This is a genomic window from Crocosphaera sp. Alani8 (assembly GCF_038442745.1).
Classification (GTDB): Bacteria; Cyanobacteriota; Cyanobacteriia; order Cyanobacteriales; family Microcystaceae; genus Crocosphaera.
The window spans coordinates 1-18,224 of record NZ_JARVCN010000492.1 but is presented as its reverse complement, the minus strand read 5'-3'; the positions used below and the strand labels follow the sequence as shown (position 1 = coordinate 18,224).

Below are 18,224 nucleotides of genomic sequence, written 5' to 3'. Positions count from 1 at the left end.
TTTTATGAACATGGTTTGGAACTTTGTCTCGTCAGGTGCAAGATGTGAGTTATACGTCAGCCTACCAAAATAGAGGTATAGTTTATCAAAAACAAAAAAAGTTCTCATTGGCATTAGCTGATTATAATAAACTGATTAGTATAGATTCAGATAATGGGATTGCATACAATAATCGAGCCATGATCTATGAAAACCAGGGGCAACTAGATTTGGCTATGGCTGACTACACAAAAGCAATTCAATATCAACCCAAACTGCCTGAAGCTTACTATAATCGTGGCATCATTCATAATAAGCAACGACAGCCTCAACTAGCTATTGCTGATTTTACAAAAGCCATTGAAATTAATCCTAATTATGGGAAAGCTTACGGTAATCGAGGATTAACTTACAGCGAGTTAGGAGAATGGCAATTAGCTCTTAATGATTATAGTAAAACGATTCAACTTCAGCCTAACGATCCTATTGTTTATTATAATCGGGGTAATCTTTATGCTCGACAAAAAAAATGGAGTTTAGCTATCAGTGATTTTAACAAAGCCATTCAATTGAACCCTGACTACGGATTTGCTTATTATAATCGAGGGATAGTGTATTCGAGACAACAAAAACATGACCTAGCCATTGCTGACTATACAAAAGCTATAGGAGTTGATTCTAAATTTGCTTGGGCTTATTTTAACCGAGGCGTTGGTTATATGGTAAAAAGAGATTTGGAAAAAGCAAAAGCCGATTTTCAAGAAGCTGCCCAACTTTTTAAAACCCAGGGTAATCAGGCTGGCTATCAAAAAACTCGTCAAATGTTGCAACGATTATAGAAGCGATTCTGTCATAAAAAGGGGACTTTCAAGGATTGTATGCTGTCAGCGATCGCTATGTTTCCCATGAAGATGTCGTTTTTAAGAACTAATTTCTGACACTTTGGATAAGAATAAGGCTACCCTAACCCTGCTCTAAAATAATTTTGATAGAGTAAGACTGAGATGCCCAAAATCATGCTACCGAAATGGTAGTCATAATGAGAAACCCTAGCACATTAACTAAATTTTAGGAGATTTAAAGATAGTTAATTGTAAAATAAACCAAGGGATGTAAACATCTGGAATTAAAGAAGAGTATTGTCTTAAAATAGGAATGGCAGAAGGTAAAATAAAGCGTAGGGAACGTAAAGAAACAGGGCGATTATCTTTTTCATCTACAACGTCATAACGTCTGGCTAATTCAGCAACAATCTGTACCTTTCCTGTTGATTTTATGATATTATCATCAGCAGCCAAAGCCGCAATAACTCGCCCTGTAAATAGAGGGTTTTCCCAATTATAATAATCCCCAAAAGTAGAGTTTTCTGGCTTACCTTTATCTTGCTCATTCATACGTTGAGAAAAGGCCAACATTTGTTCAGTTCCCACAATACCTGGCCATAAAGAAAGAGAAGTAATATTATTATCCTTTAATTCTACAGCCATATCTGCAGCCAAGCGATCGCAAGCGGCTTTTCCTGCGCCATAAGCTGCCCCAAAAATATAAGATAACCCACCCCAAGAAGAAATAGTGCAAATAAGTCCTTGTTTACGTTCACTCATCAAACGGGTGGCAAAAATACTAGCAATATAATGGCTACGAAGCCCCACATTATTAATAGCATCCCACAAATCGGGGTCATGTTTCCAAAAGGGTTCCCCATAAGCATTGCTAATAGCTTTTACCCCGGAAAATACGTTATTAACTAAAATATCTAATTGTCCATTTTGTTCATTTTTAATGCGTTCAAATAGTAACCGAACTTGTTCATCCTCACTATGATCAACTTGAACCGCAATACAGTTTCCACCTGCTTCATTAACAGCGTTTTGGGTTTCCAATAAAGTTCCCGGAAGGTTATCACTAGACGTTAAAGTCCGTCCCGTAATATAAACCGTCGCCCCTGCTTCTCCTAAACCGATAGCGATACCCTTGCCAATACCTCTAGTTGCACCGGTGACTAAAGCAACTTTTCCCTTTAAATTTGTCATTTTTTTGCTAAATATTTAGGGGTTTAATATTATTAAACCCCCATAAAAACTAAATTAAAAATCTTGAAACTAATCAAGTTCTAGAACCCCTCGTGTGTTATCACGACGGCGTTCTTCTTTGGCTTCAAACTCCGCCAAACAACTGCCTTGCACCACCATCACACAGTTCAAATAATCGGTAATTTCTATGAGAGTAGCCCGAAGTGCCTTACTCACAGGTGGCTTATTGCTGGTTTGTTGGTCGCCACTCATACCCAGGCCAAGGATACTAAAGCCACTAGAAACACTTTGTGATTCCCCTATTGCTCGTCCTTCAACGGTACGAGAATAAACAACTTCGGCGGTGGTAGTGTCAACAACCCGTAAATCGATCGCAACGTAAGCCTCTTGTTTTGTACTACGGTTACTGGTGCTGCCCAAATTAATCGGGCCAATATTAAAGCCGCCAACTCTGCCACCGCTAGATTCACGGGAAACCCCTTCTTCGTAGGAACTGACTCGACCGAGAATGATATACTTAGCCCCAGTTAAATTACCGCTTTCGGGGGCAGTTTCGGGACGAACTAAACCCAATTCAACCAATTCTTGTTCGGAGAGAACTTGATCCAGTTTTTGTCGTTCAACCACTGTAAAGTTCCCGGTTGAGCTTAACTCATTGCTCAACGCATCCGCTAGTTCCCGAGAGGTTCCCCGTTGCCACCACCACCAACTTGTCTCGTTTTTGAACTCTGGCACAGAAATAGTCAGTTTTTCCTGTGCTAAAGCGGTTAAACCCCCACCAGAAACGCTCAAGGTTAAAGCAGATAAAACAACCGCCATACCGCGTCCCAAGGGATTCAAAAAATAAGAAATTTTCATAAAACATCTCATCCATAATAATTTCGGTGGCTATGTTATCACATCCAACTTTTGGAGACAAGGTAACGTGAGTTAGGAGTTGGGAAATATCAAGATTCCCAACTCCGATCCCTAAGATTTCTTACTAGCTAAACAAGCTAAGCCAACACAGAAGAAAGCATTCGCCCCTAAAAATACTCGGGAAACCTCCATAGAAGGCATTGCCCAAACTGCAGGGGACATGACAGCATGAACCGCTAAACAACCAGCTACCCCTAAGCTAGTGCCAATAGCAAACCATTTCCAGCTCTTATGACCCAATAAAATAGCCACTAAGACAAAGGGTAGGAAAACACTGGCTAAAAAGGGATTTAATAAACTTGTCCCTTCGATGGAATTAGCTAATTCTGGAATGGAACTGCCCATGACACGGAACGGCCATTGAGGAAGGTCAAAAATATAGATTCCTTGTAGGAAGAATAAACCAGAACTTCCTAACACCATCCCCCAGTTAAACGGACTGGTGAACGAGAAAGGAAAATAGTTCCGTAACAAGAAAGCTAGTAAATAAGATCCCAAAACCATCAACAGTTTTGGTAACAATGCAACTACCCCACCATCGATCCAAAAACGAGGGTTTAAATAGCCACTATCCCTTAACCAAGTAAAGAAGTCACGGAAAGTAATTTTACCCTTGAGGGCAAGTTTTACCGCTTCTCCTGCGTCTAATTGACCTGATCCATAATAGTTAAAGCTATCGTCTTCAACTTTGCGAGAAGACTGGGTTAATACCGCTAATACTTCCTTCGGTTCTTCGATACCGGTTGCTTTAACCAACGCTGCTACTCCGGCTACATGAGGTGCTGCCATGCTGGTTCCCTGAAGTTCAGCCAATACTGGTTCCCCGGTATTAGGATCGATAGTTTCTTGGAGAATTTTACCGCTTTCGCCACCACCTGGGGCAGAAATGTCAACCCCTGCGCCATAATTGGAGTATGGTGCTTTTTTACCCGTTGCATCGAGGGCAGAAACACTAATTACTTTGGGGTATCTAGCTGGATAAGAGGCGGCGTTTTGATTACTGTTACCAGCAGCGGCAATGATTACCACCCCTTTATCATAAGCGTAGTCGATGGCATCTTTCATCACTTGACTTTCTCCACCACCCCCTAAACTCATGTTGATAATGTCGGCACCATTATCCGCAGCAAAGCGAATAGCGTCGGCAATATCGGAGACACTTCCCCCACCTTGGGCAGCGAGGACTTTTAAGGGCATAATTTTGGCTTGGTAAGCAATGCCAGCTACGCCATAGTTATTATTAGTAGACTGGGCAATAGTGCCGGCAACGTGAGTTCCATGACCGTTATCGTCTGTTGCATCGTTGCGATCGTTAACAAAATCATAACCTGGAACAAACTCGGTTTGCCGTAAGTCCGGAACCCGACTGACTCCTGTATCGATGACAGCAACGGTTATTCCTTCCCCTTTGGTTTCTTCCCAAGCCCTTTCTACGTGGATATTGTGGAGATTCCACTGTTTACTATAGTCGGGGTCGTTGGGGGCTTCTAATACACTATAAATGTAGTTGGGTTCAATATAGTCTACGTACTGCTTCAAAGGAGACTTTTTCAGGTTGCTTAGTAGTTCCTTATCTCCTGTTAGGGTATAAATATGTTCGTCGATCGCATAGACGCTATTGAGACTGATGGACTTATCATACTCAGAAGCGATCGCCTCTATTTGTTCGCTGAGGGTGGTAGTTGAAACATCTTCCCGAAAATTAACAATAATCGATTCATAGTTGCCTTGGGTTGCTAATCCTTTAAAATTTGCCAGGGCAACCCATAAACCCACTATAAATAAGATGAGGAATAAAAGTTTTTTCATGGCTATGACCTTCTCTCTTTTGGGCCTGATGTTTTCAAGGATAGCGTAATTCACTTACAAAGTCAGTGATTATGCGGAGATCCAGAAGATGGGTAAAAATTCCTTAATCAATCTATCTGAATACTTTTTCCTGAAATAGCAGATTGATAAGCGGCTTCCCCAATTTTTAGCGAATAAATACTCGATTCTGGATTAATATACAAAGGTTTTTTCTCGAATAAATGATCTAAAACTATCTTCGTATCTAATGCAAATGATCCACGACGACTTTCTAACTCAATGGGGCAGGTTTCTGTTGCTGTTATTAATTTTGCTTCCACTCCTTCAAAGATTATTTTCCCTTTTTTTCCGTGTAATTCAAAGGTGCGATCACTTTCAACATATATATCCCCTTTTCCATAAATTAAGTCTACAGTTAAATCTTGTTGAAACAATAATTGTGCATTACATAAACAGCCATGATAATAATCTTCTTCTTCTCTATTCCAATACTTTTGATGGCAATTTATACTTTTAACTTCTCCAAATAAATGTGTAAAGCGGTGAATCCTCGGCAAAGCTGCTTTAAAGGGAAACCCAAACAGTTGATGGTTAAATGTCCATCTCAGAGGGGCAGGATTTTTGCTGTCAATAGTTACATAACGACCATAGAAAACCTGACCAATGTTGGGTAGATTTTTTTGTATTGCTCTGTGCATTGATCCCAAAATTTCGATATGTTCGATGTGTAATAGTTTATTTTTATTTTTGGATAGTTGTAATAGTTCTACTGCTTCTTGATAGTCCAAAGATAAGGGGTATTCGATGATGACGTTTTTATCATTTTCTAAAGCAGCTTTGGTTATTGCTCCGTGTAACTGATTAGCATTACAAATTACTACTAATTCTAAACTTTCATCTTTAACTAATTCTTCCCAATTGTCATAAGCTGAAATATTATAAGTTTGGCAAAAATCAGCTACATTTTTTGCAGTATGTCCCGTTACACAACAAAGCTGCGATCGCTCATCTTCTAAAAAAGTTTCAGCCCTTCGTTTTGCTGCATATCCTGTACCCACTATACCAACTCGAATGGGACGAGAAAACTGAGAACCCAGTGACATCTTTATTTTACCCCGTAAATATATTTAATGAGATTATCCCATTTCTGTGGGAAGACGGAGAGATTGAATCTGCGATCGCTGAGATATCCACTTAAGTCATCAATCACTATGATAAATATAACTAATGCTAATAAGTAGGGAGCTATACAGTAAAAAAGTGATCGCTAAATTCGCCGTTAAGCACGAACAATCATAGGTTATAGACTATGCAATTGTTAAAAATCCTTCACTTCTCTGCGATTTTAATACATAAGTAAAACTTATTTTATATTTCTTTAAGAATTTCATTACTAATGCCTGATCCTATGTAGTTGTTTTTCCCTTAACATCAGAGTAGAGCTTATTATTGAGGCTTATTTATAAGCTTCACGAACGAACACTACCATCCGATCACTTGATTAAGAGGACACTTTAAATATGGCAACTTACAAAGTTACCCTAATAAACGAAGCAGAAGGAATCAACGCTACCCTTGAGGTACCCGAAGGCGACTACATTCTTGACGTAGCAGAAGAGCAAGGTCTTGACTTACCTTATTCTTGTCGTGCTGGTGCTTGTTCTAGCTGCGCCGGTAAAATCACTTCTGGTACCGTAGATCAAGGGGATCAATCCTTCTTAGATGACGAACAGGTGGACGCAGGATTTGTCTTAACTTGTGTTGCTTCTCCTACTTCTGACTGCACCATTGAGACTCATAAAGAGGAAGCACTGTACTAGGTTTTTTCGACCAGAAATTTTCGGCACGGTATTAATGACTGTGCCGAAAGTCAATCCGAATTCTAGTACACTAACCTATTTTACTCATTGGGAAAGAGAAACAACTATGGCAACCTACAAAGTTACATTAGTAAACGAAGCAGAAGGAATTAATACTACCATTGAAGTACCCGAAGATGAGTACATCCTTGATGTAGCAGAAGAACAGGGTTTTGATTTACCTTACTCCTGTCGTGCTGGTGCTTGTTCTACCTGTGCTGGTAAAGTTATCTCTGGTAGCATCGATCAAGGTGATCAGTCTTTCTTAGATGACGATCAAATAGAGGCAGGATTTGTTTTAACTTGCGTTGCTTATCCTACTTCTGATTGCACCATCGAGACTCACAGAGAAGAAGCACTGTACTAAACTTTTTTATTAAACAGCATCAGCACAATATGGGTAGTCATTTTTCAAAATGCTTCTTATTCAAATAAAAAACTTATCTTATTGAACAAGAGTATACAATTATGGTAAAGCATCAAGTTACTTTAATTAACGAAATAGAAGGAATCAACATAACTGTTGAAGTTCCTGAAGATGAATACATACTCGATGTAGTAGAAGAGGAAGGAATTGATTTACCCTACTCCTGTCGTGCTGGTGCTTGTTCTGCCTGTGCTGGTAAAATTACTTCTGGTACTGTCGACCAAGGAGATCAATCTTTTTTAGACGATAAGCAAATAGCTGCAGGGTTTGTTTTGACTTGTGTTGCTTATCCTACTTCTGATTGCACTATCGAGACTAACCAAGAAGAAGCACTATATTAAATTAAGCTATTTAACTAATTGTACCAGGAGCTAAAACAAGTTTTAGCTCCTGTTTTTTCGTTACACTAAGTATTATTTTTTGTAATATTTTATAATTTAACTTACCTTGTTGATTCCTTGGTAATTGATCAACTGCAATCCAATCTTTCGGTTGTTTGACGGGACTTAATTTGTTCTTAATTGCATCTTTGATAATATTGATGTCAATTTTTTCATTTTTGGCAACGTATATAGCTGTTACTGCTTCTCCCCATTTTTTGTCAGCTACTCCAATAATAGCTATATCTTGAACTAGATTAGTTTCTAAAATAATATTTTCAATTTCTTTCGGAAAAACATTCTCTCCTCCCGTAATAATTTTTTGACTGTTTCTCCCTAGAATATACAAGTAGTTTTCTTGATCAAAATAACCCAAATCATCAGTTATTAATGATTGCTTGATTTCGTAATTGGGGTAATAACCAAAATAGAGGGATTTTGCCTTAATTTTAACTACTTTTTTTTGAGCTAAAATAACTTGAGCATGGGGTAATACATTGCCGACACTATTATATTTTAGCAAAAAATCATCAGGTTTTAAAGTAACAATTTGCGAAGCTGTTTCTGTCATTCCGTAAGTAGGAGAAAGATTAAGATTGTAATTTTTAGCAGTTTTCAATAAACTATCCCAAGCAGGTGCGCCTCCCAATAAAATTGTTTTAAATTGGCTCAAAAAATTGGGATTTAAAGTTAGTATAGTTTGCAGTTGGGTAGGAACCAAGGAAATGAAAAAATCGGTGAAGCTTAACGAGGGCAATCTATTTTCTTTCAGACTATGATAAGGATAAATAATGATTTTACCTTGGGTGGAAAAAGAGCGGATAAATTGCATCAAACCACTTACATGATGTAAGGGAAGTATACAAAAAGAGTTAATTTGTTGAACTTCAAAAAATTTAGTAAACCCTTGAACCGATGCTATTAAAGTTTCCCAGGTGTGAATCGCAAAGCGAATATTTCCTGATGTTCCTCCTGTGGGGATCATGATTAAATTTTTATCAGGTAATTGTAAATTGCACTGATAATTTTTAACAGCATAATCAATATTTAATCCTATTATTAAATGAGGTTTAATTAACTTTAATACTTCTTCCCATTCTTTTTCTTGCCATTTTCCATCGCACAAAAAAACATGGCACTCGGTGACAACACTAGCTAAAAAACTAGCTAAGAAATCTAGACAGTTTGTCTCGACTAATACAATTTTAGGATTATTGATATTCTTTTTTAATTGTGTAAATTGTTCCACATAGTTTTGTGTCAACTGATAAAATTGTTCAGAATCATAACCAATTATCCATTCTTCATTTAGTCTAGCTTTAATAATGTCTAAAATATTATTCATTTTTTATCCCAATTTAATAGATAAAAAGTATTAGTAAATATTTGTTTTTTATGGTAAAAAATTAATGTCGATATAATCTATTTTAGCATAGGGTTCTAACGCAGTTAAAATTGAACTTCCATAACTCCGATAATTCACTCTGTTATCCAGTAATGCCATAATTCCCTGCGACTCTCTCAAAGGCATTACTGCTCTTTGTAGTTCCGTCAAAGCCGTCGGTAAAAGATAAAATCGAAACCAATCTTTACGTTGTTTTTTGCAGTAATTAACTTGAGCTGCAACCAAGGGATTTTCTAGGGAAGGAATGGGTAAAGTCGCAATAATTAATAACTGGGGATTAGGTAGTTTACCTTGATTTTGATGCCAAAATTTCCAGCCGCTAATTAAAATACTTTTATCATCAATTTGTGTGCTTTCTACTTTAACTTGTGAGCCAAATTCTGCCGCTAAAAAAGTAGCAACTTGGGCTTTTGCAGGGACATCATCAACAATAATAGTAATGGGATTTAACTTCTCATAACAGCTAAAAACAAGCTGTTTAACTTCTTCAATCAATACTCGATAAAATTCTGGAGTATTTGGCATCGGCAAACGATCCCGAATATATAAGTTAATCAATTCATTTTGACGATGGGGAAAGAATTTTAAGCATAAAATATCTTCACTCAAACCAATAGTTTGCCGATAAATAGGAGCCATTTTTTGACTGTCCAGAAATCCTCCCATGAAAACAAGAGTAGAATCTTCTAAATGGGGAGCTAAAACAGAAGAAACATCCAAAGGAGTTGAATGGATGGAAAAACTTTGCTTTTCCTGATTAATAGAGGCCCATAAAAGTTGAGATTTATTATCAAAGGACTGGGCAAATTTTTCTAGTAAAGGATCGCTATGGAGAATATAACACAGGTGAGATAAACTTTCTTTTTCTTCCTTGTCCAGTAAACAACAGCGATAAGGATTTTGGGGATGACTAAAAATTGATTTTTCTAGAAATAATTTAACTTCTTGAATGAGATTACCATAAGCAGGATACCGGTGTTGTAATTGTGACCAATCATCAGGAAAAATGTTCGTTGTTAAATAATCTTTTGTCCATTCTTCTAAATAATCAGCCTGATCAATCAAGGTTAAAATATCGTTAGGAATTTGCTTTCGATGACCCAAAAGATCGCCTAACCAGACATCAGGAGAAACGATCAATAATCCCTTAAAAGTTGTAAAATCAACCTCTTGTTCTTGATTAGCGATCGCTTTATTGGTGTTTAACCATCCCTGAAGATAGGGAATATCTTGTTCAATTAACTGTTGTTGAATGTCTAAAGGAACCACCAATAAAATTGGGCGATCGCTCAACAAACAAGGCATTAAATAACTTAACCCATAACGAGAGAAAGTGCTTCCTGTTTGAATCAAAGCTGATCGATCCAACCGTAAAGCACGAGACACCAAACGGGCCATAGTTAAATGGTGATCCCATAAAGGTTGTTTTTGATGTCGTAAAAATTCTCGTAACGAGATGTGAACTTCTGCTTCTAAGAGACTCATAGGCACTAACTGAGGAAGAATAGATAAGATTTAACTATCCTTGGGAGTTGATGAAATGATAAATTGATGATTATGTAAATTTAATTCAAGGATAACAAGCATGGCTCAAATTCAATTTTCTCGTGGTGTTTCAGAAACCGTTGTACCTCAAGTACTCGTCACACGCGCTAAAAGCGGTAATAGTGGAACCGCAACCTTTCGCTTCGACTCTCCTAAGATCCTCGATGCTGAAAGTACCGAAGATATTACAGGGATGTATTTGATAGACGAAGAAGGGGAAATTGTTACCCGTGAGGTCAAAGGAAAATTCATCAACGGAAAACCAACTTCGGTTGAAGCTATCTTAATTATGAACTCAAAAGACGAATGGGACCGCTTTATACGGTTCATGGAGCGTTATGGAGAAGAAAACGGCTTAGGTTTCTCTAAAGCTTAATCTCGTTCGTTAAGTCAGGAGTCAGGATGGGTTGAGTATCAGTAGATCGAAAACTTACTTGCTTGGGCTGCTGGGGAGCAGGGAGCAGGGAGAAAGGGAGATTAGTTTGAACTATTTTAGAGCAAATAAAGGTTTAAGCATATTAAAAATCTCTATAAATCTAAACTCTACTCCCTTATTTCTTCCCTTTCTTCCCCTGTCTACTTTTTATCTAGAACTCAGGTTAGTACGATATGTTTACTGCAAAAAAAATGGGTGAGTTTAACTCACCCTTACACTTGACTTATCTCAGAGGAAAAACTAGGGGGCTAAAGCGTTGCCTCTTAGTAAACTACCGACGGTTTTGGCAGTAATTTTCATTTGTACTAAGGGGTTAGCCGGTACAACGGTTTTGTAGAGATAACTATCAAAGGTCATTCGTTGTACATCTTTGTCTGCACACATTTCTACAAACGCCTCGCGAGTAGCATCGGTACGATAAAACACCCGTTGTAGAATATCTAACACCAGGTAAGTCATACCGTATTGCTTATCCCAACGCTTGAGATAGACTTTTAGATCATCTTCGGTGGGAATGCGCTGACCGGCGTTGCTCATTTCTACGATGGTTTCAGCACACATACGGGCTGATTTGGCGGCGAAGTATATCCCTTCCCCTGAAGACTTGGTAACGGTTCCTGCTGCGTCTCCTACTAAGGCTACACGACCTACTACACGACGGGGACGGGGATGTTCTGGGATAGGATGGGCTTCTACTTTGATGATTTCACCACCTTCGAGCCGGCGAGCTGCACGGGTGCGTATTCCAGCTTGTAGGTGTTTGATCTGGTTTTTGTTAACTTTCATGGTTCCCGTTCCAACGGCCACATGGTCGTATTTGGGGAATACCCAGGCGTAGAAGTCGGGGGAAACGTCTTTCCCAACGTACATCTCTGCAAGATCTTCGTAGTAAGCCATTTTATCTTGAGGTAAACGGATACGCTCTTGATAAGCGATCGCATAGTTATAGTCCCCTGCATCGATGGCTTTGGCAACCCGAGAGTTTGCCCCATCAGCACCAATAACTACATCTACCTGAAGGCTTTTTTTGTCTCCTTGGGGGTTCCCACTGGAATGATCTGCGTAGTGGATAGTATAAGCACCGTTGCTTGTTTTAGGAATATCTAACTGATAAACTGTTCCATTGATTAGGTTTGCTCCTAAGCTAGCCGCCCGATCTCGCATAAACCCGTCCAGCACTTCCCGACGACACATTCCGATGTATTCGTCTTCGCGATCGAGGTTAATGTCTACTTCTACGTTGGATGGGGAGATCATTTTCATCTTCCGCACCCTGCGATCTATAATTTCGGGGGGTAAATCAAATTCGCTTACCATACAGAGGGGAATAGCACCTCCACAGGGTTTAGCGTTATCTAATTTTCTCTCAAATAAATATGTTTCTATGCCAGCTTTTGCTAATGTTTCGGCGGCGGAAGATCCGGCCGGCCCTGAACCGACAACAGCTACCCGTAAAACCAAGGCTATTCTCCTAATTTCTAGTAAGGGATTACGAGTCGAATCGTATCATGGACGTTTCCCCTTATGGTGTCGATTTGTGAAAATTAGTCATTTTTGCAACACAGTGTAACAATTCTCGTTACATCGCTTTACAATTGAGCATATTGTTGAAGAAAACAATAAGTAATAGGGAAGGAGAGATAATTGCTAGTTAAAATTTCATGGTGTAAGGGTTTATAGTAGGGAGTTAAAAGTATGGGTTACGCTGTTGTTGTTGATCCCAGTAATTTTCAGCAAGAAGTTATTGAAAATTCTTATAAAAAACCGGTGGTAATAGATTTTTCTGCTACTTGGTGCGGTCCGTGTAAACTATTAAAACCGATTCTAGAAAAACTACTACAAGAATACGATTTTATTTTAGCAACTATCGATATCGATGCTCATCCTAATTTGGCTCAGCAGTTTTCTGTAGAGGGAGTTCCGGATGTTAAAATTGCCTTTCAAGGTAATATTCATGAAGGGTTTGTTGGGGTTTTACCAGAAGAAGATATTAAGGAATTACTCAAACAATTTAATTTAACTTCTGAGTTGGACCAAAAACTTGAAGCCATGCACCAAGCGATGGCAGCTAAGAATGTGCCAGCAGCTAAACAATTATTAGATGAGTTATTTGCCAAATACCCGGAACATCCTCAACTGATTCTAGAAACGGTTAATTTTTTAATACGTCTCAATCGTTTGGAAGATGCAGAAAAAATGTTATCCACTATTGATCCTAGTCAAAAAGATTATTATGCTAAAGCCCAGAAAATGCAAAGCTTAATTAAATTTAAACAGATGGCTACTGTAGAAGGGGAAAACGAACTAGATCAGCAATTTTTCCAAGGAGCTAAATATACATTAAATGAGGACTACGAAGACGCATTAAAAATCTTTTTAAATATGGTGGAACACAACAGAGAATATAACGATGATGGTGCAAGAAAAGCAATGGTGTCTATTTTCAAAATTTTGGGTAATGCTCATCCATTAACCAAAAAATATCAACAGGAATTAACCATGACTCTTTACTAATTTGGAGTTGATTTTTTTAGTTTAAGTTTCATCTTCTTCTTAACCTCCACTAACAGGAGGAATAAAAACTAATTCATCCCCATCTTCTAATTTTGCGTCAGCTTCTACAAATTGATAATTAATAGAAAAACGGGTGACGCTTTGCCATTTTTTCAATTGAGGATGTTCCTGAATGATGATAGATAAAACATCACTTACGGTTGTTTCTAGAGGAAATTTTCGTATTAGTTCAGGAACTCCATAAACTTCTTGATAAATGGCAAATAGTTTAATTGTAACGGTGATCAGAGATTGAGACATAATGATTAAGATTGGGTTTTTGATTGTTATTTTCTTATAGCAATCAGTGGTCAGTTGTAACAATTTAAGTCTGAGGTATTAGGGAGCAGTAAACAGTGAACATTGGTAACTGATAACTGATAACTAGCAAAAAAGATATCTCATCAATTATTCCTGATTGCTATATTGTTTTATCCCTTGTGTATTAACTTTTCTATCAAAAATGATACATCCGTAAAAAGATATGTCAAGCTAGAAATATAAAAAATAAACGATAACAAGGAGGGAATATGATAAAGCAAATGGAAAGTAGAGAAGTCCTTAATGTACCATCCTTAGAAAAGAAAACAACTATTTCTAAATATAAGAGAATCTTAGTTGGGATAGGAGAAGAAGATAGTAGCCAAAAGGTTTTTGAAACTGCATTATCCCTCGCAAAAGTCCAAGGTAGTCAGCTAACGATTCTAACGGTTATTCAGGAAAACCTTAATAGAACCCTGAATTTCCCTATCTATTCAGAAGTAACACTATATGGGGGAATTTATACCCAAGAAATGGTAGAGTTAGAAGAAAAATTAATCCAAGAAAGCATAGAAAAACTACAAATTTGGCTAAAACGACTAACACAATTAGCGATCGATCAAGGAGTTAAAGCAACTTCGGAATACATTTATGGACAACCAGGAGAACAAATATGTGCCAAAAGCAAACAGTGGAAAGCTGATTTAATTGTAGTAGGTCGTCGGGGTCATAATAGACTATCAGAATTACTACTAGGTAGTGTCAGTAACTACGTTATTCATCATGCACCCTGTTCTATTTTGGTGGTACAGTGATCATTGATAACTGGTAACTGGTAACTGATAACTGGTAACTGATTTCGGCAAATGTCAATGGATTGGTTAGAATGGAACATAGGAGTTATAGCAAACATCGAGGGTCTAAGATCAACTCCTATGAACACTTTAGTATGATTAAACTCTGTAAAATTAATGACTAAAAGTAATAATGACTAAGATTAAGCTATGATTGTAAGTTAATCTTAATCATCGAACCAAACCGCCTGTTATTTAATTTTTCTATTGCTAGACTGTCAAAATCTAACCAAAGACACAATGACCACAGATAAAATCCGACTACGCAACGAATTTATTAATACGCAAGTAATCACCCGTGAAGGGGGTAAAAAGCTAGGGGTTGTTAAGGAAATTTTAGTAGACATCGATCAACGAGAAGTCGTTGCTTTGGGACTACGGGACAATATGCTTTCTTTGTCTGGTATGCCTCAGTATATGTACATTACCAGTATTCGGCAAATCGGTGATGTTATTTTAGTAGATAATGAAGATGTGATCGAAACTGTTGACATCGATATTTACTCCCCTGTCATCAACTCAGAGGTGATCACAGAAGCAGGTGAACCCCTAGGCCGTGTCAGAGACTTTCAGTTCGATTTAGAAACGGGTCAAGTGCTATCGATTATTATAGCTTCTTTGGGTTATCCTCAGATTCCTGATCAGGTTCTTAGTACCTACGAAATATCTATGGAGGAAGTGGTTAGCAGTGGTCCCAACCGTTTAATCGTCTTTGAAGGGGCCGAGGAACGCTTAAACCAGTTAACTGTGGGTGTTTTGGAACGGTTAGGAATTGGGACACCTCCTTGGGATAAGGAAGACGAAGACTATCTTTATTCTCCCCCAACGGCCAAACCTGAAAATCAGTTGGGTACTGGTGTTCCCATCAAAACTCCTATACAAGCAAAACAACAGGTTGTGGAGGAACGGTGGGATGAAGATACCTGGGAACAACCTATTACTCCACCTCCCCCTAGAAGACGGGAGGAGTCCATTCGTTATGAAGAATACGAGGATGATTACGAAGAGGATAATTGGGGAGAAACCCGACGGGAAGAACCTGTATCCTATGAACCTCCTCTACGAGAAAAAGAGTACGAATATGATGAAGTTCAAGGGGATATTTGGGATGATGATGTTGAACCAGAACCCTATAACCCTCGTCCTGTAAATATTCCTCAAAAACAAAAGCAACCCGAATATTATGAGGAAGAAGCTTAAAACTGGTTAATGTAAAAGGTGGGAATACCCACCTTTTTTAAGAGTTTGATTCAGTATTTTGATGTCAAAGAAATTAGTAAAATGCTATTAAACTATAATCATCGTCATTGTTTACCTTTTGCCGAAGAATTACCAGACAAAGATGATGTATATTGAATCATTTGTTTACGCATTTTTTGATTTTAATTGTTCACTGTTCACTGTTCACTGATAACTGATAACTGTTCACTGTTCCTTCCATCCTTAGATCGCACCAGCAACAAATGCACCGATAGGATTACCTTTAATCGCTTCTAATAAACCTTGTTGACAAGCTTGTATAGCTTTTTGTTTCCAAGTTCGATTATTTTCTATTTCTTCTATGACAATACTAGCAATTTTCAGGCGATCGCTAGTATTATTATTGGGGTTAGTTTGGGAAATTTGGTCAATTAATTGATTGATTTTATTAACAGTTTCATCTAAGTCTGATGATGAATAATTATTAACATCCCCTGTGTAATCTCTCCCTGCAAAACCTCCCCCAAAACTAGCACCTTTAAAATCATAATTATCACCTTGTTGATTAGACATACTTACCCCTGGAGATTGAACATTATATTGATTGTATTGTATCAATTTATCTTGAGTATTTGCCAATGTTCTTAAATAACTAATTTCTTCTTTGAGATCATTAACTCTTTCTCTTAAATCGTCAATTGTTTCGTTTTTAGACTCAATTAGTTTTTGCTCAGTATTATTACCTTCTTCAACTCCATCTTGATAACCTTGACGATAACCTTGAAAATAAGCTTGTTGTATTTCACTGTTTAATGATTCATTATTTTCCATAATTTATCAACAAGCTAATTATTTAGTTTTTTACTCATTGTTACTATTCCCTAAACTAAGATCAACTAATTTTTCAAGGGAAAGTAATTTTTTCTGTAAAAATACTAATTCTTTTTGTTTATCTTCAATTTGCATTTGTTTTGATTGAATTATTTCTTCTTTAGATTCTAGAATCGCCTCGTATTTTTCTTCTATTAATTTTTTAGTCTTTTTATATTCTTTTTGCAATTCCCGAATCATTTGACTGGGAACTTGATTTTGTGCAACGCTTACATCTTCTTCTATTGTTTCAATTCCTTGTCCATCAGATGATAATTGAATAGTTTTGATGGGTTGAGATTGATCGGGAAGATTGGCTAAACTATCAACTAAATTATTTAAGCTATCAGATTCTTGATTTTGAATATCAATTATTTTATCTTTCCTGTCTAATTGTTTTTGATAAGATTCTTCTATTTGTCTCAGATTGAATTGATAATCTTGGATAAAATCTTGATGTATTTTTGCTTTGTTTGCATCAGGAGAAACTTTAACTTTAATGACAACCATTCCCTCGCCTTTATTTTCAATGGTTTCGATTTCTAAAGGGGTTTCTTGATGTTTAACTTGCACTTCTTTAAACGCAGAGGCAAACGCTTTCCAGTTAATCCCATTTTTGAAGATTAAAACAACACTATCTAAAACTTGTTTAAATAATTTACTAAATTCTCCTGGTTCAAAGTCCCCACTACTAGGACGACGTTCTTGCTTATTGTTGAGAAAATAAACATATTGACAGTCGATATCATCTAATATTGTACTCTGATCAATATTCCAACCTTCCAAACAAGCACCAGTCAAATAAGCATGGGTAAAATTAGTGTTAATACCGTTAACTTCTGTTAGATTACTGTCCCTTAAATCAGCATTTTTAAAGCTTGCGCCCCTTAAGTCTGCTTGGGTTAAATTAGCTTCTTTTAGGTTAGCATCATCGAGATTTGCTCCCCGTAAATTTGCCTTAAAATAGTTCTTGTTATAGCCTATATTTGGGTTAATTAATAATTCTCTGACGTTGGGTTGAGATAACAGATTTTTCCCAACTCTTGCTAGATGCAAGTTTTTAACTCCTCGAAAACGAGTCCTGATCAAAGATTTTGCTCTTAAATCACAATTTCTTAGGGTTGCACTGGTAAAGTCTGCATCCGTTACTATTGCGTCAGAAAAACTACTCCCTCCCCAAGAAGCAAAAGCACGGGCAAACTCCCTCAACCAAGCATCTCTAGGGTCGCCTTTTATGGTACGATAGGAGATAACACAGGCAAGAAGGGTTAACGCTACGGCTACGGCTACGGCTCTGGCTACGGCTACGGCTACGGCTACGGCTACGGCTACGGCTACGGCTCCGGCCGCTAATCCCTTACGATAAGATGTGAAACAGAAAATGAAGAGGGCGGCAAGGGTTAACCAACCTGATACCCTATATTCTACACTAGAACGGTCAAAAATCCAAGAAATATAATAGCCACTCCATCCCGATAAAAAACCAGATAAAGCAACTAAAATCATAGCGGCTAATAGCAACAATATTTGAGATTTTAAAGTCAATCCTCCCTTCGCTTTAATAAACTTTGTTTCAGTTAAATTCGCTTCTTTAAAATTAGTTCCTCGGATATCGCATTCACTAAAATCACATCCACATAAGCAGCAATTCTCATTTTGAAAGAGAGACCGAGTTAGTTCTCTTCTTCAGCTAGA

At 37.6% G+C, this 18,224-nt stretch carries 19 protein-coding genes and 1 pseudogene; 9 read left to right on the top strand and 11 right to left on the bottom strand.

Annotation, left to right across the window (positions count from 1 at the left end; all coding sequences use genetic code 11):
* Window positions 1-44 precede the first annotated feature (44 nt).
* On the top strand, window positions 45-818 hold the full coding sequence (locus P9B04_RS24485; RefSeq protein ID WP_342057566.1) for a tetratricopeptide repeat protein: 774 nt from the start codon (window positions 45-47) through the stop codon (window positions 816-818).
* Window positions 819-1,040: 222 nt separating this feature from the next.
* Here P9B04_RS24485 and P9B04_RS24480 read toward each other — a convergent pair whose 3' ends face one another.
* The 4 genes from P9B04_RS24480 to P9B04_RS24465 all read right to left on the bottom strand — a co-directional run bounded on the left by P9B04_RS24480 (window position 1,041) and on the right by P9B04_RS24465 (window position 5,842).
* Window positions 1,041-2,012 (bottom strand): SDR family NAD(P)-dependent oxidoreductase, encoded by a 972-nt coding sequence (locus tag P9B04_RS24480; RefSeq protein WP_342057565.1) that lies wholly within the window; start codon window positions 2,010-2,012, stop codon window positions 1,041-1,043.
* Between the two features lie 69 nt (window positions 2,013-2,081).
* A complete protein-coding gene (locus tag P9B04_RS24475; protein WP_342057564.1) occupies window positions 2,082-2,870 on the bottom strand; it encodes a CsgG/HfaB family protein in 789 nt (262 codons plus the stop codon).
* Window positions 2,871-2,981: 111 nt separating this feature from the next.
* Window positions 2,982-4,739, bottom strand: coding sequence for a S8 family peptidase (locus P9B04_RS24470; protein WP_342057563.1), 1,758 nt, complete (start codon window positions 4,737-4,739; stop codon window positions 2,982-2,984).
* A 107-nt stretch (window positions 4,740-4,846) separates the two neighbouring features.
* Window positions 4,847-5,842 (bottom strand): Gfo/Idh/MocA family protein, encoded by a 996-nt coding sequence (locus tag P9B04_RS24465; protein ID WP_342057562.1) that lies wholly within the window; start codon window positions 5,840-5,842, stop codon window positions 4,847-4,849.
* 417 nt (window positions 5,843-6,259) lie between these two features.
* On the opposite strand from P9B04_RS24465, the gene P9B04_RS24460 reads away from it, so the two are divergent.
* From P9B04_RS24460 to P9B04_RS24450, 3 genes are all read left to right on the top strand, one after another.
* Window positions 6,260-6,559 carry a ferredoxin gene (locus P9B04_RS24460; protein ID WP_342057561.1) on the top strand — a complete coding sequence of 100 codons (300 nt, stop codon included), beginning with the start codon at window positions 6,260-6,262 and terminating at the stop codon, window positions 6,557-6,559.
* Between the two features lie 106 nt (window positions 6,560-6,665).
* On the top strand, window positions 6,666-6,965 hold the full coding sequence (locus P9B04_RS24455; protein WP_342057567.1) for a ferredoxin: 300 nt from the start codon (window positions 6,666-6,668) through the stop codon (window positions 6,963-6,965).
* A gap of 101 nt (window positions 6,966-7,066) precedes the next feature.
* The gene (locus tag P9B04_RS24450; RefSeq protein ID WP_342057560.1) at window positions 7,067-7,366 is read left to right on the top strand and encodes a ferredoxin; all 300 of its coding nucleotides are present in this window, start codon (window positions 7,067-7,069) and stop codon (window positions 7,364-7,366) included.
* A gap of 10 nt (window positions 7,367-7,376) precedes the next feature.
* Here the strand turns inward: P9B04_RS24450 and P9B04_RS24445 are convergent, their stop codons facing one another.
* Together P9B04_RS24445 and P9B04_RS24440 are read right to left on the bottom strand one after the other, a co-directional pair.
* Window positions 7,377-8,750 (bottom strand): 2-succinylbenzoate--CoA ligase, encoded by a 1,374-nt coding sequence (locus tag P9B04_RS24445; protein WP_342057559.1) that lies wholly within the window; start codon window positions 8,748-8,750, stop codon window positions 7,377-7,379.
* Window positions 8,751-8,798: 48 nt separating this feature from the next.
* Complete coding sequence (locus P9B04_RS24440; protein ID WP_342057558.1) at window positions 8,799-10,295, bottom strand: helicase C-terminal domain-containing protein; 1,497 nt, start codon at window positions 10,293-10,295, stop codon at window positions 8,799-8,801.
* Between the two features lie 100 nt (window positions 10,296-10,395).
* Between P9B04_RS24440 and psb28 the strand changes: the two genes are divergently transcribed.
* Window positions 10,396-10,731: a photosystem II reaction center protein Psb28 gene (gene psb28 / locus P9B04_RS24435; RefSeq protein ID WP_342057557.1), complete on the top strand. Its 336-nt coding sequence runs from the start codon at window positions 10,396-10,398 to the stop codon at window positions 10,729-10,731.
* Window positions 10,732-11,031: 300 nt separating this feature from the next.
* Here psb28 and chlP read toward each other — a convergent pair whose 3' ends face one another.
* On the bottom strand, window positions 11,032-12,252 hold the full coding sequence (chlP, locus tag P9B04_RS24430; protein WP_342057556.1) for a geranylgeranyl reductase: 1,221 nt from the start codon (window positions 12,250-12,252) through the stop codon (window positions 11,032-11,034).
* A gap of 234 nt (window positions 12,253-12,486) precedes the next feature.
* On the opposite strand from chlP, the gene P9B04_RS24425 reads away from it, so the two are divergent.
* Window positions 12,487-13,305, top strand: a complete 819-nt coding sequence (locus P9B04_RS24425; protein WP_342057555.1) for a tetratricopeptide repeat protein — start codon at window positions 12,487-12,489, stop codon at window positions 13,303-13,305.
* Between the two features lie 39 nt (window positions 13,306-13,344).
* Here the strand turns inward: P9B04_RS24425 and P9B04_RS24420 are convergent, their stop codons facing one another.
* On the bottom strand, window positions 13,345-13,605 hold the full coding sequence (locus P9B04_RS24420) for a MoaD/ThiS family protein (RefSeq protein ID WP_342057554.1): 261 nt from the start codon (window positions 13,603-13,605) through the stop codon (window positions 13,345-13,347).
* 281 nt (window positions 13,606-13,886) lie between these two features.
* Here P9B04_RS24420 and P9B04_RS24415 point away from each other — a divergent pair, with 281 nt between their 5' ends.
* From P9B04_RS24415 to P9B04_RS24405, 3 genes are all read left to right on the top strand, one after another.
* Window positions 13,887-14,420, top strand: a complete 534-nt coding sequence (locus P9B04_RS24415; RefSeq protein ID WP_342057553.1) for a universal stress protein — start codon at window positions 13,887-13,889, stop codon at window positions 14,418-14,420.
* 279 nt (window positions 14,421-14,699) lie between these two features.
* Window positions 14,700-15,659, top strand: a complete 960-nt coding sequence (locus tag P9B04_RS24410; RefSeq protein WP_342057552.1) for a PRC-barrel domain-containing protein — start codon at window positions 14,700-14,702, stop codon at window positions 15,657-15,659.
* Between the two features lie 18 nt (window positions 15,660-15,677).
* Window positions 15,678-15,815: a hypothetical protein gene (locus P9B04_RS24405; protein WP_342057551.1), complete on the top strand. Its 138-nt coding sequence runs from the start codon at window positions 15,678-15,680 to the stop codon at window positions 15,813-15,815.
* Window positions 15,816-15,902: 87 nt separating this feature from the next.
* On the opposite strand, the gene P9B04_RS24400 is transcribed toward P9B04_RS24405, so the two are convergent.
* The 3 genes and pseudogenes from P9B04_RS24400 to P9B04_RS25285 all read right to left on the bottom strand — a co-directional run.
* Window positions 15,903-16,490, bottom strand: coding sequence for a hypothetical protein (locus P9B04_RS24400; protein ID WP_342057550.1), 588 nt, complete (start codon window positions 16,488-16,490; stop codon window positions 15,903-15,905).
* A gap of 30 nt (window positions 16,491-16,520) precedes the next feature.
* Window positions 16,521-18,074, bottom strand: coding sequence for a pentapeptide repeat-containing protein (locus tag P9B04_RS24395; RefSeq protein ID WP_342057549.1), 1,554 nt, complete (start codon window positions 18,072-18,074; stop codon window positions 16,521-16,523).
* Window positions 18,075-18,104: 30 nt separating this feature from the next.
* Window positions 18,105-18,164, bottom strand: a pseudogene (locus tag P9B04_RS25285) (pentapeptide repeat-containing protein); the annotation flags it as partial.
* Window positions 18,165-18,224 lie beyond the last annotated feature (60 nt).